This window comes from Bacteroides sp. AF25-38AC, assembly GCF_003602995.1.
GTDB lineage: Bacteria > Bacteroidota > Bacteroidia > Bacteroidales > Bacteroidaceae > Bacteroides > Bacteroides uniformis.
Map to the genome: position 1 here is coordinate 20,183 of NZ_QTMD01000021.1, position 24,053 is coordinate 44,235.

19 protein-coding genes are annotated in these 24,053 nt (G+C 49.0%); 18 read left to right on the plus strand and 1 reads right to left on the minus strand.

Annotation, left to right across the window (positions count from 1 at the left end):
• The first annotated feature begins 25 nt into the window (after positions 1-25).
• Positions 26-2,215 (plus strand): glutamine synthetase III, encoded by a 2,190-nt coding sequence (locus tag DWY55_RS14430; protein WP_035448681.1) that lies wholly within the window; start codon positions 26-28, stop codon positions 2,213-2,215.
• Between the two features lie 180 nt (positions 2,216-2,395).
• Positions 2,396-3,694: a S28 family serine protease gene (locus tag DWY55_RS14435; RefSeq protein ID WP_035448683.1), complete on the plus strand. Its 1,299-nt coding sequence runs from the start codon at positions 2,396-2,398 to the stop codon at positions 3,692-3,694.
• An 85-nt stretch (positions 3,695-3,779) separates the two neighbouring features.
• Here DWY55_RS14435 and DWY55_RS14440 read toward each other — a convergent pair whose 3' ends face one another.
• Positions 3,780-4,355 carry an HdeD family acid-resistance protein gene (locus DWY55_RS14440; RefSeq protein ID WP_005827537.1) on the minus strand — a complete coding sequence of 192 codons (576 nt, stop codon included), beginning with the start codon at positions 4,353-4,355 and terminating at the stop codon, positions 3,780-3,782.
• A gap of 628 nt (positions 4,356-4,983) precedes the next feature.
• Here DWY55_RS14440 and trpB point away from each other — a divergent pair.
• The 16 genes from trpB to DWY55_RS14525 all read left to right on the plus strand — a co-directional run bounded on the left by trpB (position 4,984) and on the right by DWY55_RS14525 (position 24,051).
• Entirely contained in the window at positions 4,984-6,162 is a 1,179-nt protein-coding gene (gene trpB, locus DWY55_RS14450) for a tryptophan synthase subunit beta (protein ID WP_171029006.1), read from the plus strand.
• A gap of 59 nt (positions 6,163-6,221) precedes the next feature.
• Positions 6,222-7,622: an anthranilate synthase component I family protein gene (locus tag DWY55_RS14455; RefSeq protein WP_008664371.1), complete on the plus strand. Its 1,401-nt coding sequence runs from the start codon at positions 6,222-6,224 to the stop codon at positions 7,620-7,622.
• A gap of 146 nt (positions 7,623-7,768) precedes the next feature.
• Complete coding sequence (locus DWY55_RS14460; protein WP_009038313.1) at positions 7,769-8,416, plus strand: anthranilate synthase component II; 648 nt, start codon at positions 7,769-7,771, stop codon at positions 8,414-8,416.
• Positions 8,417-8,480: 64 nt separating this feature from the next.
• On the plus strand, positions 8,481-9,476 hold the full coding sequence (trpD, locus tag DWY55_RS14465) for an anthranilate phosphoribosyltransferase (RefSeq protein ID WP_005837316.1): 996 nt from the start codon (positions 8,481-8,483) through the stop codon (positions 9,474-9,476).
• Positions 9,477-9,480: 4 nt separating this feature from the next.
• Positions 9,481-10,308 (plus strand): indole-3-glycerol phosphate synthase TrpC, encoded by an 828-nt coding sequence (trpC, locus tag DWY55_RS14470; protein ID WP_117879089.1) that lies wholly within the window; start codon positions 9,481-9,483, stop codon positions 10,306-10,308.
• A 96-nt stretch (positions 10,309-10,404) separates the two neighbouring features.
• A complete protein-coding gene (locus DWY55_RS14475; RefSeq protein ID WP_008664366.1) occupies positions 10,405-11,028 on the plus strand; it encodes a phosphoribosylanthranilate isomerase in 624 nt (207 codons plus the stop codon).
• Between the two features lie 184 nt (positions 11,029-11,212).
• Complete coding sequence (gene trpA, locus DWY55_RS14480; protein WP_008664364.1) at positions 11,213-11,992, plus strand: tryptophan synthase subunit alpha; 780 nt, start codon at positions 11,213-11,215, stop codon at positions 11,990-11,992.
• Between the two features lie 141 nt (positions 11,993-12,133).
• Entirely contained in the window at positions 12,134-13,174 is a 1,041-nt protein-coding gene (gene ansA / locus DWY55_RS14485) for an asparaginase (protein ID WP_005827512.1), read from the plus strand.
• A 180-nt stretch (positions 13,175-13,354) separates the two neighbouring features.
• Entirely contained in the window at positions 13,355-15,637 is a 2,283-nt protein-coding gene (locus DWY55_RS14490; RefSeq protein ID WP_117879088.1) for an LruC domain-containing protein, read from the plus strand.
• A gap of 25 nt (positions 15,638-15,662) precedes the next feature.
• Positions 15,663-16,022, plus strand: coding sequence for a PleD family two-component system response regulator (locus tag DWY55_RS14495; RefSeq protein WP_005827508.1), 360 nt, complete (start codon positions 15,663-15,665; stop codon positions 16,020-16,022).
• A gap of 18 nt (positions 16,023-16,040) precedes the next feature.
• Positions 16,041-17,207 (plus strand): sugar transferase, encoded by a 1,167-nt coding sequence (locus DWY55_RS22530; protein ID WP_117879096.1) that lies wholly within the window; start codon positions 16,041-16,043, stop codon positions 17,205-17,207.
• Between the two features lie 30 nt (positions 17,208-17,237).
• The gene (locus DWY55_RS14505; RefSeq protein WP_165853822.1) at positions 17,238-18,074 is read left to right on the plus strand and encodes a TolC family protein; all 837 of its coding nucleotides are present in this window, start codon (positions 17,238-17,240) and stop codon (positions 18,072-18,074) included.
• Between the two features lie 10 nt (positions 18,075-18,084).
• Positions 18,085-20,244, plus strand: a complete 2,160-nt coding sequence (locus tag DWY55_RS14510; protein ID WP_117879086.1) for a GumC family protein — start codon at positions 18,085-18,087, stop codon at positions 20,242-20,244.
• A gap of 402 nt (positions 20,245-20,646) precedes the next feature.
• Positions 20,647-21,717 (plus strand): O-antigen ligase family protein, encoded by a 1,071-nt coding sequence (locus tag DWY55_RS14515; protein ID WP_227212641.1) that lies wholly within the window; start codon positions 20,647-20,649, stop codon positions 21,715-21,717.
• Positions 21,718-21,727: 10 nt separating this feature from the next.
• Positions 21,728-22,933, plus strand: a complete 1,206-nt coding sequence (locus DWY55_RS14520) for a glycosyltransferase family 2 protein (RefSeq protein ID WP_117879084.1) — start codon at positions 21,728-21,730, stop codon at positions 22,931-22,933.
• Complete coding sequence (locus tag DWY55_RS14525; RefSeq protein ID WP_117879083.1) at positions 22,930-24,051, plus strand: glycosyltransferase family 4 protein; 1,122 nt, start codon at positions 22,930-22,932, stop codon at positions 24,049-24,051. Before DWY55_RS14520 ends, DWY55_RS14525 begins: the two co-directional genes overlap by 4 nt.
• Positions 24,052-24,053 lie beyond the last annotated feature (2 nt).

Genomic DNA, 24,053 nt, shown 5'->3' on the forward strand with positions numbered 1-24,053 from the left:
CCAACAATTACAACTCTAAGGTATTATGTCAAAATTGAGATTCAGAGTAGTAGAAACGGCGTTCAAGAAGAAACCCGTTGCAGTGGCAGTCCCGGCGGAACGTCCGTCAGAGTATTTTGCCAAGTATGTATTCAACAAGGAGAAGATGTTCCGCTATCTGCCGAGCAAGGTGTATGCCAAACTGACGGATGTGATTGACAACGGAGCTCCGCTGGACCGCAGCATAGCCGACGAGGTTGCCGCAGGTATGAAGAAATGGGCGGTTGAAATGGGGGCGACCCACTATACGCACTGGTTTCATCCGCTGACCGAAGGTACTGCCGAAAAGCACGATGCTTTTGTGGAACACGACGGCAAAGGCGGCGTGATGGAGGAATTCACCGGCAAACTGCTCGTGCAGCAGGAACCGGACGCTTCCAGTTTCCCGAACGGCGGTATCCGCAATACGTTCGAGGCACGTGGCTACTCGGCATGGGACCCCTCCTCCCCGGCATTCATCGTAGACGACACGCTCTGCATCCCGACTATTTTCATCGCCTATACCGGTGAGTCTCTGGACTACAAGGCACCGTTGCTGAAAGCCCTGCGTGCCGTAGACAAGGCTGCCGTCGACGTATGCCACTATTTCAATCCGGAAGTAAAGAAAGTGGTTGCCTATCTGGGCTGGGAGCAGGAATATTTTCTGGTTGACGAAGGGTTGTACGCCGCACGCCCCGACCTGCTGATGACCGGACGCACGCTGATGGGCCATGACAGCGCCAAGAACCAGCAGCTGGAAGACCATTACTTCGGGGCCATCCCCAGCCGTGTGGCCGCTTTCATGAAGGAACTGGAAATCGAAGCGCTGAAACTCGGCATCCCCGTCAAGACCCGTCACAACGAAGTGGCTCCCAACCAGTTCGAGCTGGCTCCCGTCTTCGAGGAATGCAACCTGGCGGTAGACCACAACATGCTCATCATGGCCTTGATGCGTAAAGTGGCACGTAACCACGGTTTCCGCGTACTGCTGCACGAAAAGCCCTTCAAGGGTGTCAACGGTAGCGGCAAGCATAATAACTGGTCGCTGGGTACGGACACCGGTATCCTGCTCCACGCACCCGGCAAACTGCCCGAAGAGAACCTGCGTTTCATCACCTTCGTAGTGAATACGCTGATGGCCGTATACCGTCACAACGGATTGCTGAAAGCCTCCATCTCCAGTGCGACGAACGCCCACCGGCTGGGTGCCAACGAAGCGCCTCCGGCCATCATCTCTTCCTTCCTGGGCAAGCAGTTGAGCCAGGTGCTGGAACACATCGAAGAGAGCACCAAGGACGATCTCGTCAGCCTCAGCGGCAAGCAAGGCATGAAGCTGGACATCCCGCAGATTCCGGAACTGATGATAGACAATACCGACCGCAACCGCACCAGCCCGTTCGCCTTCACCGGCAACCGCTTCGAGTTCCGCGCCGTGGGTTCCGAGGCCAACTGCGCCAGTGCCATGATTGCGCTGAACTCCGCCCTTGCCGAGCAGTTAACGGAATTCAAGAAAGATGTGGACGAACTGATTGAAAAGGGTGAGCCGAAAATCTCCGCCATCCTCGAAGTCATCCGCCGGTACATCAAAGTCTGCAAACCTATCCACTTTGACGGCAACGGTTACAGCGATGAATGGAAAGCCGAAGCAGCCCGCCGCGGTCTGGACTGCGAGACAAGTGTTCCCGTCATTTTCGACAACTACCTGAAACCGGAGAGCATCCGGATGTTCGAGTCCATCGGTGTCATGACGAAAAAGGAACTGGAAGCCCGTAACGAGGTGAAATGGGAAATGTACACCAAGAAAATACAGATTGAAGCCCGCGTGCTCGGAGATTTGGCCATGAACCACATTATCCCCGTAGCTACACAGTATCAGTCGGATTTGATTGACAACGTCTACAAGATGAAAGACCTGTTCTCCGCAGAGAAGGCTGCAAAACTGTCTGCCAAGAATCTGGAACTCATCGAAGAGATTGCCGACCGTACCGCCTTCATCAAGGAGCATGTGGATGCCATGATCGAGGCGCGCAAAGTGGCCAACAGAATTGAGAGTGAACGTGAAAAAGCCATCGCCTACCACGACAACATCGTACCGATGATGGAGGAAATCCGTTACCACATCGACAAGCTGGAACTCATCGTCGACAATCAGATGTGGACGTTGCCCAAATATCGCGAGTTACTGTTTATAAGATGAAAAATGAAGGATGAAGGATGAATCCTTAATCCCTATCTCATTCTTTTGTTGGTTGTTTTAAGTTTGCAGGGGGGAGAGGTGCCGCGAGGCAGTTCTCTCTCTTTTTTCGTCCATGCCAACTGTTGGCGGTAAGCGGGAAATAACCTATCTTTGCCCGTCAGATAAAACAATCCTGTCATCATGAAGAATTTACGTAACTGCTATGCAGCGTTCCTGCTGTTTGCCTTGCTGTTCGTTGCGGCTGCTGCCCCGGCACAAACCGATCTGCAGCAAAAACTGGGTCGGATTTCCGCTATTACGGAAACCCGTCCGTTGGAGTCCACCCGGTTCTCCGAGAAGTATGTAACCTATTTTACCCAGCCGTTGGACCACCGTCGTCCCGAAAAGGGCAGTTTCCGCCAGCGCGTGATTGTCTCCCACGTCGGCTTCGACCGTCCCACGGTGATTGTAACCGAAGGCTATGGAGCCGCCTATGCCCTCAATCCCAAGTATCGCGAGGAACTTTCCGAGCTGCTCGATGCCAACATGATTTTTGTGGAATACCGTTATTTCCTGGAATCCACCCCTGAGCCCAAAGACTGGCAATACCTCACCGCCGAGAATTCTGCCGACGACCTGCACGCCGTCCGCAACGCCTTTAAAAGCATCTATCCCGGCAAATGGATTGCGACCGGCATCAGCAAGGGCGGACAGACTACCCTGCTCTACCGCACGTTCTATCCGGACGACGTGGATATTTCCGTGCCTTATGTAGCTCCGCTCTGCTACGGGGCGGAAGACGGACGCCACGAGCCTTTCCTCAGGAAAGTGTCTACTCCGGAGGACCGCAAACGGATTGAGGACTTCCAGTTGGAAGTGTTGAAACGGAAAGCCGCACTGCTCCCCCGCTTTGAGAAATATTGCAATGAAAAAGGACTCAAGTTCCGTGCGTCCGTTGAAGAGATATACGACTATTGCGTGCTGGAGTATTCTTTTGCCCTTTGGCAGTGGGGAACTCCCGTCAGCAGCATCCCTGCCACCACGGCCTCGGACGATGAGATATTTGCCCATCTGCTCGACATCAGTAATCCCGACTACTTCATTGCCGACAGTCCCACAGCCTCATTCTTCGTGCAGGCCGCCCGCGAACTGGGCTATTACGGCTACGATACGAAGCCTTTCAAGAAGTATCTTTCCATCCAATCGAGCAAGGATTACCTGCATCGTCTGATGCTTCCCGAAGAGCTGAAAGACATGCCCTTCGACAAGACCCTAAGCAAGAAAATCACGAAGTTCCTAAAAGAGAATGACCCGAAAATGATATTCATCTACGGACAGAACGACCCGTGGACGGCTGCCGGAGTGACCTGGCTGAAAGGGAAGAAGAACATCCATGTATTCGTAGAGCCCGGCGGAAGCCATCGGGCACGCATCGGCACACTGCCCGAAGAGGAAAAGAAGCAAGTGATGGAGCTGATAAATGAATGGTTGAAACAATAAAAACGGATGGTCCGTGTGCCATGAACAGACCATCCGTTTACTCCTGACAGACCATCTGTTCAACCTCAACAGATGGTCTGTTTTTTTATTCTATAATTTGTGCATCCTCAATATCGTCCACTGCCTTTACTGAAGCATCCGGTGTCTTCGGGCGGCGACGCGTAAACTTGAACCAGTTCAGCAGTTCCGAAGCCGCATAGACCAGACTGCTGATACCGATAATAATAAATGCCGTGGAGCGTACTCCCGTAGGATTGAACAGCGCAACCAAGCCGGCAAGCAGAATTAATACCGGAACCACATAAAAACCTCCCGGTACCGGCATCCAGCGACGGGCAGCGGAAAGCGAGGCAATCTGTTGCACTCCTCCCATCACCAGGATAAATCCCAATACAAATGTCAGCAAATCGGCAAAGAAACCGGGCATGATAATCAGCCACAAGCCAAACAGCAGGCTGCCCACCCCCTCAATAGGGAAACGGCTGCGCATCTCCGTGCTCTGTGCAAAGTAGCCTATGATGCTGATAAGCGAAGGCACCAGAAAAATGACACCTATCGTAATCACAAAGTAATCACCCGCCTGGTCGGGAAACATCACCAGCACCAAACCGATAACCAGCGCACATATAGCACGCAAAAATGAATAACTTAATCCTTTCATGAGTCTATGTTTTTTTGCGAAGATACATCTTTATCCGAATAACTCCACACGAAAATCCCGAAAAATCAGTTTACATTCAGCCAGGCATTCATATCTTCGGCCACAAAGAGCCAGTATAATAACAATAGTACAGCAATAACCACGCCTATGGCAACTAAATGTTTTCGATTCATAGTCTGTTCCTTTCTTTTTTTGAATGAATATTCGTTTTTACTACACTTATAAGAACAATATTTCAAGAAAAATGTTCTTATCCAGAAAAAAAGTCATATTTATTTTGGCAGTTAAAACAAAGTGCTTATATTTGTCGCGAAAACGAAGACAGGCTGCACCTCAGCATAAAAAATGAACAAGTTCATTTTATTATACATTCGGTTTGCACTGTCTTTGCCCCCGATAAAACAAAAAAAGTCAATGAAAACAATGTTAGTAAATACATATTGGTGGTGGCACCCGTTACAACTCCGACAGTCGTAAGGGAGCAGCGCTCGTATGTATATATGTAATATATAGTAAAAAACAAAAAGAGCCCTGTCGCACCAAGCGACGGGGCTTTTTTCGTTTAAACAATAATGCGTTTTGATTTCTGAAATAGTAAATAGTAAATCGTCAAATAGTAAATAACATGATGAATTTCTTAGTTGACAAAGAAGGTTATTACGGAGAGTTCGGCGGGGCATACGTTCCCGAAATCCTCCACAAATGTGTAGAAGAGTTGCAGAACACCTACCTCAAGGTGCTGCAAAGTGAGGACTTCAAGCGTGAATACGACCAGTTGCTGCGCGACTACGTGGGACGCCCTTCCCCACTCTACTTGGCACACCGCTTGTCCGAGAAGTACGGTTGCCGGATTTACCTCAAGCGTGAAGACCTGAACCACACCGGTGCCCACAAAATCAACAACAGCATCGGGCAGGTGTTGCTGGCACGCCGCATGGGCAAGCGCCGCATCATCGCCGAAACCGGAGCCGGACAGCACGGTGTGGCCACAGCCACCGTCTGCGCCTTGATGAACATGGAATGCATCGTCTACATGGGTAAGACCGACGTAGAGCGCCAGCGCGTCAATGTGGAGAAGATGAAGATGCTCGGCGCCACCGTCGTTCCCGTCACCAGTGGCAATATGACGTTGAAGGACGCCACCAACGAAGCCATCCGCGACTGGTGCTGTCATCCCTCGGACACCTACTACGTGATAGGTTCCACCGTCGGCCCGCATCCGTACCCCGACATGGTGGCACGCCTGCAGTCCGTCATCAGCGAAGAAATCAGGAAACAACTTCTTGAGCATGAAGGACGCGAATGCCCCGACTACCTCATCGCCTGCGTAGGCGGAGGAAGCAATGCAGCCGGCACCATCTATCACTACGTCAACGACCCGCACGTGCAAATCGTCCTCGCCGAAGCCGGAGGAAAAGGCATTGAAACGGGAATGACAGCCGCCACCATCGCCCTCGGCAAGATGGGCATCATCCACGGCTCGCGCACCTACGTCATCCAGAACGAGGACGGACAGATAGAAGAGCCCTATTCCATCTCTGCCGGACTGGACTATCCGGGCATCGGCCCCATGCACGCCAACCTTGCCAAGCAGAAACGTGCCATCGTCCTCGCCGTGAACGACGACGAAGCCATCCGCGCCGCCTACGAGCTGACCCGGCTCGAGGGCATCATCCCCGCATTGGAAAGCGCCCACGCACTGGGTGCGCTGGAGAAGATGAGGTTCAAGCCGACGGACGTGGTGGTGCTGACGGTGTCGGGACGGGGGGATAAGGATATAGAGACGTATTTGAGTGATGAGTTATAAGTGATAAGTGATGAGCTATTTGAAAATACGAGATGCAATGAAATAAAATACAAGATACAATGAAACAATATGATTATAAAACAGTCAGCCGCACCATGCTCGGTGACTTGCATACGCCGGTGAGCACGTATCTGAAGGTGCGTGACATCTTTCCGCAGAGCGCACTTATGGAGAGTTCCGACTATCACGGCAGTGAGAACAACCGTTCGTTCATCGCTCTGTGTCCGCTGGCTAGTGTCAGCATAGACCACGGCACGGCTATCTTCCGCCTGCCGGACGACAGCCGCGAAGAGCATCCCATAACCGATGCATACCGGGTGGAGAATGCCTTGAACGATTTCCGCGCCCGCTTCCGCGTGGAGGGCGAATACAGCAATTACTGCGGACTCTACGGATACACCTCCTTCAATGCTGTCCGCTACTTCGAGAATATCCCCGTGAAGGACAGCCGCGAAGCTACCAACGATGCGCCGGACATGCTGTACATATTATATAAGTACCTCATCGTCTTCAACGACTTCAAGAATGAGATGCTGCTCCTCGAGATGCTGGCGCCCGGCGAGACCAGCGGACTGGACCAGGTACAGAAGGCCATCCATAACCGTAACTACACCGCCTACGATTTCCGCGCCGTCGGCCCCACCACCTCCCCGCTTACGGACGAGGAGCACAAGGCGAATATCCGCCGGGGCATCGCCCACTGTCTGCGCGGCGACGTTTTCCAGATAGTCCTCTCCCGCCGGTTCGAGCAGCGTTTCACGGGCGATGACTTCAAGCTCTACCGTGCCCTGCGCAGCATCAACCCTTCTCCCTATCTGTTCTATTTCGACTTCGGGGGCTTCCGCATTTTCGGCTCGTCTCCCGAAACCCATTGCCGCATCGAAGGCCGCCATGCCTATATCGACCCCATTGCCGGAACCACGAAGCGCACCGGCGATGCAGAGCAGGACGCCCTCAATGCCCGGTACCTGCACGACGACCCCAAAGAGAACGCCGAACACGTGATGCTTGTGGACCTTGCCCGCAACGACCTCTCCCGCAACTGCCACGATGTAAAGGTGGACTTCTATAAGGAGATGCAGTATTACAGCCATGTCATCCACCTCGTCAGCCGTGTCAGCGGAACGCTCCGCGAAGAGGCCGACCCCGTCAAGGCCTTCATCGACACCTTCCCTGCCGGTACCCTGAGCGGCGCCCCCAAGGTACGCGCCATGCAACTCATCAGCCAGCTGGAACCGCACAACCGTGGAGCCTACGGAGGCTGCATCGGTTTCATCGGACTGAACGGCTCGCTGAACCAGGCGATTACGATTCGTACTTTTGTCAGCCGCAACGGTGTCCTCTGGTTCCAGGCAGGCGGCGGCATCGTGGCCAAGAGCAACGACGAGTACGAACTGCAAGAGGTGAACAACAAGCTCGGCGCACTGAAAAAGGCGATTGAGATGGCAGAAAAAATGTGAGTTTATGTACGATTTGACGATTTACGATGTACGATTTGCCATGCGGCGTACATTGCGCAGCCAAATCGTACATCGTAAATAAAGTAACTTCAATCGTACATCGTAAATCGTCAAATAGTAAATAAAATAGATTGTAAATACAAAAGATGAAAACAGTTATCATAGACAATTACGACTCCTTCACCTACAACCTTGCCCATCTGGTGAAAGAGCTTGGCGCAGAAACGGATGTGCTGCGCAACGATAAATTCCGGCTCGAAGAACTGGAGCCATACGATAAAATCATCCTCTCACCCGGCCCCGGTGTCCCCGAGGAAGCCGGACTGCTGCTGGATGTCATCCGCACCTATGCCGGACGGAAACCCATACTCGGTGTCTGTCTGGGCGAACAAGCCATCGGACAAGTGTTTGGCGGAAAGCTGGTCAATCTGGAAGAGGTATTCCATGGGGTACAGACGGAGATAAGGATTAGGAGTGAGGGATTAGGGACGAGGGAGGAAGGATTAGGGATTAGTGATGAAGGATTGGGGGGAAAGGATTATGAAGGTATTTCTCTCGAAGAAGACTATATCTTCTGCGGTTTACCCAATAGGATTCCCGTCGGACGATACCACTCCTGGGTAGTGGATACGAAGGACTTTCCCGAAGCGCTGGCCATTACCGCCATCAGCCCCGAAGGACAAATCATGGCGCTGAAACATCGGGAGTATGACATACACGGCATCCAGTTCCATCCTGAATCGGTACTGACACCCGACGGAAAAACAATCGTAAAAAACTGGCTTTTCAAATGAGGCACTTCAGAAAAAGAGTAAATTCAATCGTCAAATCGTAAATCGTCAAATCGTAAATAAAAAGATGAAAGCAATACTCACCCGTCTCTTCAACCACGAAGAGCTTACGTCGGAGGAAACCAAACAAATCCTCCTCAACATCACCAAGGAAATGTATCCTGAGGCGCAGATAGCAGCCTTGCTCACTGCCTTCCAGATGCGGAGCATCACTGTGGACGAGCTTATCGGTTTCCGCGAAGCACTGATGGAGACACGCCTTCCCATCGACTTCGCTCCCTATCGCCCCATCGACATTGTAGGTACGGGCGGCGACGGAAAGAACACCTTCAACATCTCCACCTGCGCTTGCTTCGTAGTGGCGGGAGCCGGCTACAAGGTTGCCAAGCACGGCAACTACGGAGCCACTTCCGTAAGCGGAGCCAGCAATGTCATCGAGCAGCACGGCGTACGCTTCACCAACAACCCCGACACACTGAAACGCAGCATGGAGGAGTGCAACATCGCCTACCTTCATGCCCAGCTTTTCAATCCGGCGATGAAGTTTGTCGGTCCCGTACGCAAGACGCTGGGAGTGCGCACCTTGTTCAATCTGCTCGGCCCGTTGGTGAATCCATGCTGTCCGGCATACCAGCTGCTCGGTGTGGCAGACCTCTCGCAGATGCGCCTATACACCAACGTATTCTATAAGCTCGGCATTGACTTTGCCGTGGTCAACAGCCTCGACAGCTACGACGAAATCTCCCTGACGGACGAGTTCAAGGTGATGACCCGCAACTACGAGCGCATCTACCGTCCGCAGGCTCTCGGCTTCAAGGATGCCCGTCCCGAAGAACTCTTCGGCGGCGCATGCAAGGAAGATGCCGCCCGCATCTTCGACAATATCCTTACGGGGCATGCCACACCTGCACAAACGCAATGCGTCATTGTCAACGCCGCCTTTGCCATCCAGGTGATGGAGCCGCAGAAAGAGATTGAAGAGTGCATCGCCATCGCACGCGAATCGCTGGATAGCGGACGGGCGCTGGCGACACTGAAAAAATTTATCGAGATTAATAAATGAAGCAATGAAAGATATACTGTCCGAAATCATCGCCCATAAGCAAACAGAGATTGAACTGCAAAAGCAAACCGTCTCTCCGGAACAGTTGCAGGAGCAGGCCGGAATCATCATCCGGGAGAATGCGGCCCACCACCGCAGCATGAAGCAGGCCCTTGCCGCTTCTTCTACAGGAATCATCTCCGAGTTCAAACGCCGTTCACCCTCCAAAGGCTGGATAAACGAGGCTGCCCGGGCAGAGGAAATACCTGCCGCCTACGAAGCCGCCGGCGCCGCCGCCCTCTCCATCCTGACGGATGAGAAGTTCTTCGGCGGTACGCTGCGCGACATCCGCACGGCCCGTCCGCTCGTCCGCATCCCCATTCTGCGCAAGGACTTCATCATCGACGAGTACCAGCTTCTGCAAGCCTGCATCGTAGGTGCCGACGCCGTATTGCTCATTGCCGCCTGCCTCAGTCCGGAGCAGTGTAGCACCCTCACCGCCCAAGCCCACGAACTCGGGCTGGAGGTATTGCTCGAAATCCACAGCCCTTCGGAACTCTCCTATATAAATAAGGAGGTCGACATGGTGGGTGTCAACAACCGCAACCTCGGCTCCTTCGTCACCGATGTAGAAAACTCCTTCCGGATAGCCCGGCAACTGCGCGAAGCCACCCACGGACCGGCATCCCCGCTCCTTGTTTCCGAAAGCGGCATCTCCGACCCCGAAACCATCTGCCGCCTGCGTGCCGCCGGCTTCCGCGGTTTCCTCATCGGCGAAACCTTCATGAAAACAGCCAATCCGGGCGAAACCCTGAAAGAGTTCATCCAAGACAGTCTCTTAATTGATAATTAAAAGTTGAAAGTTGATAATTGTAAATACAAAAGTCTCTCATACAGCGTTACATCGCGCAGCCAAATTGTAAATAGTAAATTGTAAATCGTAAATAAAATGTCTCCTCTCATCAAAGTATGCGGAATGACCGAAGCAGAAAACATCCGCAATGTAGAACTGCAAGGTGTAGATATGATTGGTTTTATCTTCTACCCCAAATCTCCCCGTTGTCTGTGCCAAATGCCCGGGTATCTGCCAGCCTGCGCCAAGCGTGTCGGCGTCTTTGTCAACGAAAGTAAGGAAAACATCCTGATGTATACCGACCGTTTCAGCCTGGACTACATCCAGCTGCATGGCAATGAGGCTCCCGAGTACTGCCGTTCCCTGCACAATGCAGGCCTGCACCTCATCAAGGCTTTCTCCATCTTGCTGCCCAAGGACCTGCTTTCCGTCTCTGCCTACAACGGTCTGTGCGACTACTACCTCTTCGACACCAAGACCCCGCAGTACGGCGGTTCCGGCAACCAGTTCGACTGGAACCTCCTGCACCGCTACAACGGTCCCACCCCGTTCCTGCTCAGCGGTGGCATCAACCCCTACAGCGTAAAAGCCCTCCGGGAGTTCCGCCACCCCTATTTCGCAGGTATCGATATCAACAGCCGTTTCGAGACGGTACCGGGAATAAAGGATGTGGAACGCATCACAAACTTCCTGAAAGAACTCAAGGGAGGTACGATTTGACGATTTACTATTTACTATTTGGCTGCGCAATATACGCCACATGGCAAATTGTACATTGTACATGGTAAATAGTAAATAGTAAATCGTAAATTGTAAAATTGTAAAATTGTAAATCGTAACATGCAGCATATAGTGCGCAGCCAAATAGTAAATTGTAAATTGTAAAATTGTAAATAGAAATAGTATGTTGAACCGCATTAACCAACTTTTCCAGGACAGCCCCAAGAATCTGCTGTCCATTTACTTTTGTGCAGGCTGTCCCAACCTCGACGGTACTGCCGACGTTATCCGTGCCCTCGAAAGAAACGGAGTCAGCATGATTGAAATCGGAATTCCGTTCAGTGACCCCATGGCCGACGGCATTGTCATTCAGAACGCCGCCACCCGCGCCCTGCACAACGGCATGTCCCTCCGCCTGCTTTTCGAACAATTGCGCGACATCCGTCGCGATGTCCGCATCCCCCTCATCCTTATGGGGTACCTCAATCCCATCATGCAGTTCGGCTTCGAAGCCTTCTGCCAGAAGTGCGTGGAATGCGGCATCGATGGCGTCATCATTCCCGACCTCCCTTTCCGCGATTACGAAGAGAGTTACAAAGCCATCGCCTCGAAGTATGACATCCGTGTCATCATGCTCATCACCCCCGAAACCAGCGAAGCCCGCGTCCGCGAAATAGACGCCCACACCGACGGCTTCATCTATCTGGTGTCCAGTGCCGCTACCACCGGTGCCCAGAAAGACTTCGACACCCGGAAGCAAGCCTACTTCAAGAAGATAGAGGATATGAACCTGCGCAATCCACGCATGGTAGGCTTCGGCATCAGCAACAAGCAGACATTCGATGCCGCTTGCGCCCACTCATCCGGTGCCATCATCGGCAGCCGCTTCGTCACGCTGCTCAACGAGAAGGAAGGAGATGCGGAAAAGGCTATCAGGCAGTTGAAGGAAGATTTGAAACAGTGAGCTTATTCAAATTTCATACAATATATTTTTCGCAATGAAAAAATAAAAGAGACAAAATCTGCAAAGACTTGTCTCTTTTATTTTCTCCCCATCTCATATTTCACTATCTTTGTGCCCGAAAAAAGCTCTAATACGAATATCATGAAAGTCGATTGCCCTTCCGTACTATTGATTTACACTGGCGGAACTATCGGAATGATAGAAAATCCCGAGACCGGTGCGCTTGAGAACTTCAACTTCGACCAACTGCTACAGCATGTTCCCGAACTGAAGCGCTTCAACTACCGCATTTCTTCCTATCAGTTCGACCCACCGATCGACTCTTCCGACATGGAGCCTTCCCTCTGGGCAAAGATTGTAAAAATCATCAACTACAACTACGACAATTTCGACGGCTTCGTCATCCTGCACGGTACCGATACGATGGCCTATACAGCCTCCGCCCTCAGTTTCATGCTCGAGAACCTTTCCAAGCCGGTCATCCTCACCGGTTCCCAGCTTCCCATCGGCACCCTGCGCACCGACGGGAAAGAGAACCTCATCACCGCCATTGAAATAGCCGCCGCCAAGCATCCGGACGGTACTCCTATCGTCCCCGAAGTGTGCATCTTCTTCGAGAACGAGCTGATGCGGGGCAACCGTACCACCAAAATCAATGCCGAGAATTTCAATGCTTTCCGCTCCTTCAACTATCCCGCACTGGCAAAGGCAGGCATCCATATCCGTTATAACGAGCACCTCATCCACCGTCCCGACCCGTCACGCCCCATGAAGCCGCACTACCTTTTCGACACCAATGTCGTAGTGCTCACCCTCTTTCCCGGCATCCAGGAAAGCATCATCAACTCCGTGCTTCATGTTCCCGGCCTGAAAGCTGTTGTCCTCAAGACCTTCGGTTCCGGCAATGCCCCCCAGAAAGAATGGTTCATCCGCCAGCTGAAAGAAGCCAGCGAACGTGGCATTGTCATCGTCAACATCACCCAATGCCAAAGTGGCGCCGTCGAGATGGGACGTTACGAAACCGGTCTGCAACTTCTCCAGGCAGGTGTCATCAGCGGCTATGACAGTACCCCCGAATGTGCCGTCACCAAACTCATGTTCCTCCTGGGGCATGGACTGGACCAAGCCGAAATCCGCCACCGCATGAATTCCGACCTGGCAGGAGAAATCACCAAGATTTAGTAAAGCGGCAATACAGAGGGCATTTAGTAATATTGATAATTTTCAAGACAAACTTGCATTATCTATCCATACAAAATCGTTAAAAAGCGTTAACCAACACGCTTTTATCCCCCATTAATAAAGCTTATTAGTTTAAATAAACGTACTTTTGCTTACAATCAAGCAAAACAAATGTAAAATATGGGAGAGAATATCCAATACAAACGCTTTCTGCCGCTTGTTATTCTTGCAATGAGTATACTGCTGCAGGGTTGTAAAGACGATGTTTTTAACCCCGAGAAAGTGAAAGCAGCCTATCAGGATAGGTTTCCGGTCAAGAACATAGACCCGGCTATGGATTGGAAAATGACTCAGCAGGTCCGGGTCAATGTTTCTGTATCCGAAGATACCGGCATCGACTACACCATACGTATTTACGACAAGAACCCCTTAATCAGCCGGTCATCCGCCAAACTGCTGGCAGAAGGCACCGCCAATAATACAACAGTATTTACTACCGTCATGGACTGCCCTTCTGTGCTGACGAGCGCTTTTGTGTGCCGCACCGATGCACACAGCCGCAACATAGTAAAATACGTATCCATCCAAAACGGTCAGCTCCATGCCGCTTTCGGCAGTTCCCCCACAACTACACGTGCCGCATGGACACGCAGTGTCAGCATCGAGACCTATTCACCGGAAAAGTCTGAGGCAGAAATCACCGCAATGCTATCAAGTGCCGAAGAAATAAGGCCGAATACCGATTTTCAAAACGGAAAAGCCTACAAAATCTCCAAAGACAATATATATAGGAATAAAATCAGCAAGGACGGCATGGGAAGTGACAATCCGGCCATCATCATCATTGAAGGCAGCTGGGAACCCAATGGAAACAACATGACCGTTGAACGAGGCTTCGAATTCTATGTGATTGACGGAGGGGAAATCGTGATACCGGACGAGCACACCTTCACTTTAGTGCAATCCAGCCGGTTTATCGTCTACGCGGGTGGAACCATCAAAGGGAACGACATCGAATTGACCAATGCATCCGGAGGCAGCTACAACTACAATGCCGGCACTATGGAAATAGACGATTTCCATGTCAGCCAGGGAGGAGCATTCTATAATTGCGGTACCGTGCGTGTCGATGAAATGAATTTCGACAGCGGATGCAAATTCATCAACCAGGGTAAAGCCTATATCGGGAAAACCGACAGCAACATCACTATAGACAACGGATGCTATCTATATGCGGAAGAATTTGTAGGCACACTGAACATGGGAGACACCTCTTCTGCAGAGATAGAGGATTTCGGGGACCATAGCAACAATTACAACACCCAAATCACGATGGGTGACAACTCCATGATAACCGTACTTGATGAAGCAGAATTGTCACAAGCACAATTTATGGGTCCAAACAATGAATATGCACTGGTAAAAATCAATAAAATTGAAGATATAGGAAATTTCTCCAGTCAGGGAAACATTCATTATGAAGTGAAAGAAATTGACGATGATATCACCGAGGATATCTGGTGGGAAGCCAAATTCCTTGATGCCATCAAGAACACCGAAGGAACCATATCCAAATGGGGAGAATCCCCCATCACCATTCCTGCCGGAGACTGTACGGGCGAAGGCAATACTCCGGACGAGTCCGGCTCAGAAACCCCTACAGACCCGGTCTCCTATACGTACGTATTCGAAGACAACTTCCCGTTGGTAGGCGACTATGACTTCAACGACGTGGTCTTGGACGTGGAGACCTACTATCACCGCGAGAAAAAGACGAACCACATCAAGCGCATACAGCTCGACGTGACCCTTGCTGCAGCAGGAGCAAGCAAGCCGTTGGGCGTAGGGCTCCGGATTACCGGAATCAATAAATCCGATATCCGGGAAGTCAAGACCGGAGGCGACGATTCGCGTTTCCAGGAGTCATTCAACAGCTCGTACAACAAATTCAGGTATAACAACGTTACTTACATGGAAGATTCCGATCCGAGTGTCGTAATCCCCATCGCAGGCGAGGTGCACAATGTATTCGGAGTTGAACCGGGTGAGATGGTAAATACCGGCATTGGAGTAACCGCCAAAAAGTACACTTATGAAGTCATTATTGAACTGGCAGACCAAACCCGGACAGAGCCCCCATTCTCAAAAGACAATCTGGACTTCTTCATCTGTTATCAATATAAAAGCATGGAACAACGCATGGAAGTCCATCTTTACGAATTTTGGGGATATGGCGCCACTGCCGCCGGAACCATACAGCAAGAGAATCTTGACTTGGCAGGCAACAACACGTGGGCAATCTGCGTGCCGTATGGCTTCCGCTATCCCAAAGAAACAATCAATGTGTCACGTACTGATATCCCCGAGGCAAGCGCATATCCGGAATTCATCTATTGGGCCCAAGACAGAACCCAGTATACGGAATGGTACGAACACCCGGTAGAAGAAAATGTATATAGATAAATATAGCAAACAATTATCATAAACAATGAAACAAATATTATTTGTAGATGACAAACCTGCCATAGGCAAGGTACTCTCGGTCTATTTAGGGAAAGAGAATGAGCTGGTTTATTTCGAAGATCCCGTCAGGGCCATAGAATGGCTGAATGAGGGGAACGAACCCGCTCTCATCATTTCGGACATACGCATGCCCAAGATGACCGGCAGTGAATTCCTGGCATATCTGAAAAGCAATTCACTTTTCAAGGACATTCCGGTTGTGATGCTTTCCAGTGAAGAAAGTACCACCGAGCGCATCAACCTGCTCGAAGCCGGAGCCGAGGATTTCATACTGAAACCTTTCAATCCTATGGAGCTGAAGGCCCGTATCAAGAAATTTCTCTAAACGACAAAATCAATGGATATGTTATATTATATCTACATAGGTAGCAACCGCGCCATCATTGACCACTTGAGCAAAATTGCGGGAGGCATGTTCATGGCTGTTTCATCCTGCAACAAAGCGGCGAAAGTCATCGACGGTATCCGCGAACGGTACAACACATCCATTCTTTACGAAGAAAGCACCCCTCAAAAGGACAGCCAGAACATCACTTTCCTGCACAAGCGCTTCCCCCGTGTCTACATCATCCTCATCACCGAAGGACTGCAGAAGGAACACCGCAAGCTCTATCTGCAGGCAGGTGTCAACAACACCCTTTCCCCCATGGCCAGCGAAGAGAGCCTCCAGCAAATGACAAAATTCCTCCAACTGCGCAAGGAGCATAAGTTGCAGGAATTCAGCCAGTCACACCGTAAGATATTCAACACCTTCCACCTGCCTATGTGGAAGCGCATATTCGACATCCTTTTTGCCGTTGCCGTACTGATTGTGCTGTCTCCCATACTCATCGCGACAGCCATAGCCATCCGCGTGGAAAGCAAGGGAAGAGTGATTTACAAGTCCCAGCGTGTGGGCAGCAACTACCAGATATTCAACTTCCTGAAGTTCCGCTCCATGTACACCAATGCAGACAAGCGCCTGAAGGAGCTGAATGCACTCAACCAATACAAGATGGAAGAAGAACTGACGGACGAGCAGCCCGATATCCGCTTCGACGACCTGACCGGCACTTCCGAAGAGGAGGCTACCCTGCTGATTTCGGACGATTTCGTCATCTCCGAAGAAGACTTCCTCAAAAAGAAGGCCCAAGAAAAACAGAATACGTTCGTCAAGATAGAGAACGATCCCCGCGTCACCCGCGTAGGCCGTTTCATCCGCAAGTACAGCATTGACGAACTGCCGCAGCTGTTCAACGTCCTCAAAGGAGACATGAGCATCGTGGGCAACCGCCCGCTCCCCCTCTACGAGGCCGAGCTGCTGACCAGCGACGCATATATCGAGCGCTTCATGGCCCCCGCCGGACTGACGGGACTGTGGCAAGTGGAGAAACGAGGCGGTGCCGGGAAGATGTCGGCCGAAGAGCGCAAGCAACTGGACATTAAGTACGCCCAAGAATTCTCATTCTGGCTGGACATGAAGATACTGTGCAAGACGCTGACGGCGTTTGTGCAAAAAGAGAATGTATAAAAAGATAATAGGAATTATATGGTTTTAGAGATGATAAAAAGATATATCAAGTCCATCATTTACAGTGTAATCCTTTTAGGATTGTTGGGGGTACCTTTGTCTGTGGCTGCGCAGCAGGAGTTAACACGGGAGGAGCGCATCAAGATATTGGAGCAACTCAAGATGGAGGATAAAAAAATAGAAGTCAACACATTGGGTTTAATCAGTCCGAAGGCATCTATAGAAATTGAAAAATTAGAGCTTCCTCCTCTATCTGTCTTTCTTGATGCAGTGACAGAGAATGCGTCAGTAAAAAGAGCCCAGTCCCAAGTGGAGCAAGTGAGGAACCAATATCGCCTGGAAAAAAGGAGTTGGTGGAACTACTTCAGACTGAACGGTAACTATTCTTACGGACGCTACAATATTATAGGCAATTCCAGTGACGAGTTCACCTCTGTATACCAGACAACGATGTCAAGTGCCCAGCACAACTTCAATGTCGGGGCCAGCGTTGGGGTAAGTTTAGGGGATTTGTTTAACCGTCCGCTGAAACTGAAAGACTACCGCTACCAGATAGAGCAACTGCAATATACGCAAGAAGGAGTTATGGAGGAGCGAAAGCTGAAGGTCCTGGAGGCCTACAATGCAGTTACCGAACAATTGGCTACGATAAAGGCCAAAGCGGAAACAGCTGCATTGTATAACGCACAGATGAAAATTTCTGAAAATAATTTCATACAAGGAGCCATTGATATCATATCGCTTTCTTTGGAACGTGCACGCCGTACCAGTGCTGTGACCAACTATGAACAGAGCCGTGTAGCCCTGCACAATTCTATCGTATTGTTAGAGATGCTGACTAATGTTAAAGTTATAACAGACAAGTAAAATACCAGTTATGAATATAGTACAATTTTTGGCAAGCTTCTTTTACCGCATCCGTTATTGGTTATTGTGGGGAAGCCTCCTTGTTACAGCATTAGTCATATATTTCACACAGTTTTTACCATACAGTTATACGGTAAACAGCAGCCTATATGCAGGTGTAACCAACAGTACCAATCTGGACGGAAGCCAGCTTATCAATATCAATAGTACCTTCGACAATATCATCAATATAGGTAAGTCCAAAAACACTTTGGCAAAGGTTTCGGTACGTCTGCTTGCAACCAACCTCGTATACGGTGATGAGTGGAAAGACAACATGTACATTCAAGCCAAACACTACAGACAACTTGTCCAACTCCTTCCTAAAGAAGTGCTGGCTTTGGTAGACCGTTCCTCTTTGGATAAAACTACAAATAACCTGATGAATTACCGGAAAGAGAACAGCAGTAATTTCGTTTATTCAATTTTCAACCGTCCCTATCCTTTTTATAGCTACGATGCATTGAATACTATTATTATCAAACGACTGGGAACCAGCGACTTAATAGAATTGATATATACTTCTTCCGATCCCGGCATCACACAAAACACACTCAAAATATTGGAAGACGAACTGTTAAAAGCCTATGAGCTTCTCCGGTTCAGTGCAACGAACAGTGCCATTGCCTATTTTGAGGAACAAGTACGCATAGCCAAGAGCAAGCTTACCGACGAAGAAGATGACTTAACAGATTACAGTGTCCAAAAGCAAGTTATCAATTACACTGAACAATCCAAGTCTTTGTCTATAACCAAATATGCAACCGACGACCGCATGGAAGAGGCTCAACGAAACTATGCAAGTGCCATTGCGCTCCGTCAGATGTTAGAGAATAAGATGGATATACGTGCCAAGATTATACGTACCAACACTGGCTTGCTGCAAGAGTTGGATAAAGTCAGCACCCTAAACCAAAGTATTCTTGAACAAGAAGTATTCACCACAGAACAGAGCCAGCAGAACAGCAGTAAACTTCAAAGAGAAAAAGATGCTCTGCAAAAGGCAGAAGAGAAAATCAGTCATCTCTCCGACAATTTGAATGAATATGGTTTCTCCAAAGAAGGTGTAGGCATTCAAGATATGGTGACAGAATGGCTGACGGCATGTGTCAATGAGGCTAAGGCCAAAGCCGAAGTGAAAGTTTTGATTGACCGCCAGCATGACATCGTCAACCAATATCGGGATTTTTCACCCGTAGGTACTCAAATAAAACGAAAAGAGCGTGCCGTAGGTATTGCTGAAGATAATTACCGCCAGCAATTACATGGCCTTGCAGAAGCCCATCTCCGTCTGCAGAACATCAAGATGACGACCGCCAACCTGCAAGTTATAGCATCGCCCGAGTATCCATTGACAGACAACGGCAGAAAAAGGCTTATCTACATCCTTGCCGCATTTTTCGGCAGTTTGGTATTCATAAGCGGCTACTTCCTGCTGATTGAATTGTTAGACCGCACTCTCCGTGACCCGGACCGCAGCAAACGTCTGACCGGACTCTCTGTCATTGCAGCATTCAACGGCGTAAGCAACTTGAAATTCCGTGGATTCCTCAAGGCTTGCAACCGGCTTGCCGCTGCCTATAGTTGCCGGCAAATGAACAACTATCTGCGTCCGGACCGTCCCACCGTCATCAACCTGCTCAGTATGGAGAAGCGTGAAGGAAAATCATTCCTTGCCAAGTACTTCATTGATTACTGGGAAACTGAAGACATGAAGGTACGCCTTGTACAATACGACCACGATTTTGACACACAAACCAAAGCGTATGTACAAGCGCAAGAACTGTCCGATTTCTGGGTATTGAACGAAGCAGAAGAGATACCGGACATCATCTTGGTGGAATATCCCGCTATCAGTACCGCAACATTGCCTATGCCGGTATTGAAGAAAGCAGATTTCAATCTGCTGATAGCCAATGCCGCCCGCTTATGGGGCAAGGACGATGACACGCAGTTGAAGCCGTTGAAGGAAGAACTGGAAGGCACTCCCCTATTCATGTATCTCAACAATGCAGATCGTGAAGTGGTTGAGAGTTTCACTGGAGAATTGCCGCCTCATACTCCTGTCCATAGCTTCTTCAGCCGATTGGCACAATTAGGTTTAACGTCAAAATCAGCAGCTGTCAAATAAATGCAAACGGATATCAAAGGACATAGCATATCTCCCTTGGCGGTCACATTATTAGTGTTCATCATCGGATTAAGCGCAATTATCTATAGCGTACTATTCAGTACGTGGGATATCATTGCATACATTTGCTTTTCCCCTTTTTTTCTAATAATACTGATACAAGCATTTAAGAACCCATTCATCGGCTTATGCTTTTTGTTTACATTCAATTACTTCTTTATACTTTGGTATAGATATACGTTAGGAACCGGATTAAGTGTCTGGTATGACACTTCAACTATCATATTGTTTGTAGTATTTTTAGTATATTCTTACCATCAAGGAAAAGTTTCATGGAAATACACAAAAAATATTCTTACATTAGGAGGTGGTATATGGGCGTTATATACCGCAGCGGAAGTAATGAATCCAACAGCTGTCACAGAAGCCTGGATCTACTCCCGCGGAATTATATACAGCACCTTCATCGTTTCATTAATCGGTGTCCTGACGATAACTTCCTATAAACGGTTACGTATTATCCTATTTTTTCTCTCTGCATTTACCTTAACAGCTGTTGCCAAAGCCGCCTACCAGAAATACTTCGGCTTTGATGACATAGAAATGAACATGCTGATTGAGACAGAGATGTACAAAACACACTTTCTGCCTGGCATTACACGCTATTTTTCTTTTTTCACTGATGCCGGAAATTTTGGTTCCAATATGGGTTTTGCCGCTATTTTATTCGGAATTTCGGCAATCTTTATGAAAAAGCGCTCCATAAAGATATATTTCATTGCCGTTACAGTCTGTGCCATCTATGCTCTATTCATTTCCGGAACACGTGGAGCTTTATTCGTCCCGATAGGAGGCATCATTCTATTCACCTTCCTAAGTAAAAATGCCAAACTAATGGGAGCCACAGCCATATTCGGTTTATGTGTTTATCTTTTCTTCGCCCATACTTATATCGGAGAAGGCAATCCTCAAATCAGACGCATGCGTACAGCCTTCAGGCCGACTGATGACCCTTCATATATTGTCCGCCAGGAGAACCGGAAAAAATTAGCTGAATATCTGAAATACAAACCTTTCGGCGAAGGGCTCGGCTTAGGAGGAGTAGAAGCCAGAGTATACGGAGAGCGCCTCACCACCATGACTCCGCATGACTCGTCTTATGTAAAGCTTTGGATGGAAACCGGCATTGTAGGGTTGACACTTTTCCTTACCATATATATAAGCGCATTGTTAAGGGGATGCTATCTTATCATGTTCCGGATTAAGAACGAAGAACTGCGCGGTGTACTCACAGCCATTGCCTGCGGAATTTTCGGGCTGATGATAAGCGCTTACGGGAATGCCTTCTTCATGCAATTTCCTACGGGCTTCATGGTCATTTTATTTTTATCTGTCCTGCTTAATGGGGAACATATAGACCAGCTGTTGACAGAAAAACTGAGAACGAAAAAAACAATAGAAAAAATTAAATAGAAAAACAGATATGAACGATTTTTTTTCCATATTCAATCCCGAGTGGTGGATGGATGAGAACAACAATGCCTTGCAAATGACGGACGCGGTTCTTTTTTTGTTACTGGCCATCCCCGTAGCGTATTTGTTTATTTACGCATTGGCTTCTTTGCGAAAATACAAGAATCCTTATCCGCTCGCCAAAAAACAGCACCGGTTCCTGGTCCTCTTCGTTGTATTGAGAAATGGTAAAGAAGTAATAGAGTCCATCAATCATTTCCTCGATACACAAATCTATCCGAAGGACAAATATGACATTGCAGTGGCCGCCACGCAGTTGCCCGAAGAAGATTTGGTGACACTGCTCCAGATGCCGGTCAATATCGTTGTTCCCGACAAAGAACACTGCACAAAGATATACGCCATACAGCAAGTCATGGAGCGTTATTCTCCCCATGAGTATGATGCCATTACCATATTCAATTCCGACAATAAGATAGTTCCCAATGCGCTGGAGCTTTTCAACAATGCATACTACTCCGGATGCGATGCTATCCAGGCACACCGCATGACCGAGAACTTGAATACGAACATTGCCATACTTAATGCCACCAGTGAGGAAATCAACAACCACTTATTCCGCAAAGCCCATACCATACTCGGCTTTTCGTCTGCCCTCATAGGTTCCGGCATGATGTTTGACTTTGAGATGTTCCAGAAAATCACTCCACGATTGTCGGGGAGCGACTTGGCAAAGGCCACAGAAATGGAGCTTTTAAAGGAAAACATATACACCGAATATATGGAAGAAATCATATGCTATTGCAAAAAGACGGATGACACATCAGGCTACAGCAGGGAACGCCAGCGCTGGTTGGGTTCGCAATACCGCAGTTCCCTATTGGCATTAGGACAGTTTCCGATAGCATTTTTACAAGGAAAATGGGATTTATGCGAGAAGCTGTTCCAATGGTTGCTTCCATCCCGTTTTCTGCTCATTGTGTACATCACAGTGTGTGCCGTCGTAATGACACTGCTGGAATGGCCACTGTCCATCAAGTGGTATGCCCTTTTAGCCACTTTATTCATCACTTTCTTAATGGCTATGCCCGAAGGGGAAATCAACCGCAGATTCCGTCGCGCTTTCTGGTCCCTGCCGATATTGGTATTCACTTCTTTCATGAGCCACATCACAAGAATATTCAGAATAAGGAAGAAAGGAAATGCAGCAAAATGAGAATCGCCATCGAAGCCCAACGCATTTTCCGCAATGACAAGCATGGCATGGACTTTGTCATCCTGGAGACACTGAAAGAACTGCAAAAGCGGAAAGACGGTAATGAATATTACGTATTTGTTGCCCCGGGAGAGGACCGGTGCCTGGAAGAATCGGAGAATCTCCATATCATTGAGCTTCGCTGCCCTACTTATCCACTGTGGGAGCAGATAGCATTGCCCCAGGCTGTCAGGACGTTGAAAGCAGACTTGCTGCATTGTACATCGAATACAGCTCCGCTATGGTGTCCCGTCCCATTGGTGCTGACGCTTCATGACATTATTTATCTGGAACCGCGTCAGCATCGCAGTCCTTCCTTCTATCAGGAAATGGGATGGCATTACCGCCGCCTGATTGTTCCCCGCATCCTGAAGAAAGCAAGAAAGATTATTACAGTTTCGCAGTTCGAGTGTACCCGCATACGGGAAGCTTTGCAGCTTCCCAAAGAAGTCATTAAAGCCGTGTACAACGGCTACAGCGCTTACTTTACGATGCAGGAAACACCCGATGAGAGTATTGTGCAGAAATACATACCGCACCCGGACTTTCTTTTCTTTCTTGGAAATACAGACCCCAAAAAGAATGCGGCGCGTACCCTGAAAGCATACGCGTTATATCTGCAAGCATCCCAAACGAAACGCCCCCTTCTCATTGCCGATTTAAAAGAAGAATATATCGACCAGCTTCTTCAGCAAGAAGGAATCATCGGGATAAAAGAACACCTGTATTATCCGGGATATATCAGCAACAAAGATTTAGTAACCCTTTATAATGCAGCATTTGCATTCCTCTATCCTTCCTTGCGTGAAAGTTTCGGAATTCCTATGCTGGAGGCTATGGCTTGCGGCACTCCTGTAGTGACGAGCAACGTTTCGGCAATGCCCGAAGTTGCCGGTAAAGGTGCCATTTTAGTCGACCCTCAAGAACCGCAAAAAATAGCAGATGCCTTGCTACGTCTGGAGAATGATGCAACATTCTATCAGCAACAAGTAAATTACAGTCTGGAACGTGTAAAACTGTTCTCCTGGAAACACACAGCAGAAGAATATGTAAAGATATATCACAGTATTCACCAGTAATC

Bases quoted from the DNA above. Each gene is read 5' to 3' on its own strand.
- DWY55_RS14520 (WP_117879084.1), top strand. From the start codon at position 21,728: ATGAACGATTTTTTTTCCATATTCAATCCCGAGTGGTGGATGGATGAG.
- DWY55_RS22530 (WP_117879096.1), top strand. From the start codon at position 16,041: ATGTTATATTATATCTACATAGGTAGCAACCGCGCCATCATTGACCAC.
- trpB (WP_171029006.1), top strand. From the start codon at position 4,984: ATGAATTTCTTAGTTGACAAAGAAGGTTATTACGGAGAGTTCGGCGGG.
- DWY55_RS14455 (WP_008664371.1), top strand. From the start codon at position 6,222: ATGAAACAATATGATTATAAAACAGTCAGCCGCACCATGCTCGGTGAC.
- DWY55_RS14440 (WP_005827537.1), bottom strand. From the start codon at position 4,355: ATGAAAGGATTAAGTTATTCATTTTTGCGTGCTATATGTGCGCTGGTT.
- DWY55_RS14510 (WP_117879086.1), top strand. From the start codon at position 18,085: ATGAATATAGTACAATTTTTGGCAAGCTTCTTTTACCGCATCCGTTAT.
- DWY55_RS14495 (WP_005827508.1), top strand. From the start codon at position 15,663: ATGAAACAAATATTATTTGTAGATGACAAACCTGCCATAGGCAAGGTA.
- trpD (WP_005837316.1), top strand. From the start codon at position 8,481: ATGAAAGCAATACTCACCCGTCTCTTCAACCACGAAGAGCTTACGTCG.
- DWY55_RS14515 (WP_227212641.1), top strand. From the start codon at position 20,647: ATGAATCCAACAGCTGTCACAGAAGCCTGGATCTACTCCCGCGGAATT.
- ansA (WP_005827512.1), top strand. From the start codon at position 12,134: ATGAAAGTCGATTGCCCTTCCGTACTATTGATTTACACTGGCGGAACT.
- DWY55_RS14430 (WP_035448681.1), top strand. From the start codon at position 26: ATGTCAAAATTGAGATTCAGAGTAGTAGAAACGGCGTTCAAGAAGAAA.
- DWY55_RS14435 (WP_035448683.1), top strand. From the start codon at position 2,396: ATGAAGAATTTACGTAACTGCTATGCAGCGTTCCTGCTGTTTGCCTTG.
- DWY55_RS14460 (WP_009038313.1), top strand. From the start codon at position 7,769: ATGAAAACAGTTATCATAGACAATTACGACTCCTTCACCTACAACCTT.
- DWY55_RS14490 (WP_117879088.1), top strand. From the start codon at position 13,355: ATGGGAGAGAATATCCAATACAAACGCTTTCTGCCGCTTGTTATTCTT.
- DWY55_RS14505 (WP_165853822.1), top strand. From the start codon at position 17,238: ATGATAAAAAGATATATCAAGTCCATCATTTACAGTGTAATCCTTTTA.
- trpC (WP_117879089.1), top strand. From the start codon at position 9,481: ATGAAAGATATACTGTCCGAAATCATCGCCCATAAGCAAACAGAGATT.
- DWY55_RS14475 (WP_008664366.1), top strand. From the start codon at position 10,405: ATGTCTCCTCTCATCAAAGTATGCGGAATGACCGAAGCAGAAAACATC.
- trpA (WP_008664364.1), top strand. From the start codon at position 11,213: ATGTTGAACCGCATTAACCAACTTTTCCAGGACAGCCCCAAGAATCTG.
- DWY55_RS14525 (WP_117879083.1), top strand. From the start codon at position 22,930: ATGAGAATCGCCATCGAAGCCCAACGCATTTTCCGCAATGACAAGCAT.